General features: G+C 65.3%; 1 protein-coding gene. It reads right to left on the bottom strand.

Going from position 1 to position 683, the window contains the following annotated elements:
* Positions 1 to 542 (bottom strand): acyltransferase domain-containing protein (locus ACOQFL_RS22815; RefSeq protein ID WP_435546257.1); only part of this gene is annotated, 542 nt, incomplete at its 3' end.
* Positions 543 to 683: the final 141 nt, after the last annotated feature.

The raw sequence follows: 683 nt of genomic DNA, 5'->3' as shown, positions 1-683 counted from the left end.
GCCACCGCCGCGGCCACCTCACCCTGACTATGACCCACCACCGCCGACGGGACCACTCCCCAGTGCCGCCACACCCGCGAAAGCGCCACCCCCACCGCGAACAACACCGGCTGCACCACCGACACCCACTCAAACCACTCCCGCTGCACCTCATCAGCAGCCTCCAGCAGCTCCACCACCGAAAACCCCGTGTGCGGACGCAACACCGCATCACACTCCACCAACGCCGCACGGAAAACCTCGTCCCCCAACAACGACCGACACATCCCCGGAAACTGACCACCCTGCCCCGGAAACACCAACACCAACCGCTCACGATCAGCACCACCCCACACCGCACCCCGCGGCAACGAACCCCCAGCCACAACACCAAGCCGCTCGACCGCCTCACCAACCCCCGACACCGGCAACGCCACCCGCTCCGCGAACGCCGTACGCCTCATCACCAACGCACGAGCCACACCGGACAAAAACCCCTCGCAACGCTGCCCAACAGAGGCGGAATCCACGAACTCCGCCAACCGCGCCGCATTCGCCCGCAACGCCGACTCCGTATGCCCACTGATGACCAGCGGCGGCGACAACAGAACCGAACTCGATTCGCCCTCGCTGCTCTTCGCTACAGAAGAACCCTCCGGAGCCTCCTCCACAATCACATGCGCATTCGTCCCCGAAATCCCAAA

It is taken from the genome of Actinopolyspora sabaoui (genome assembly GCF_051225635.1).
Lineage (GTDB): Bacteria > Actinomycetota > Actinomycetes > Mycobacteriales > Pseudonocardiaceae > Actinopolyspora.
This window is presented reverse-complemented; position numbering and strand designations above follow the sequence as displayed.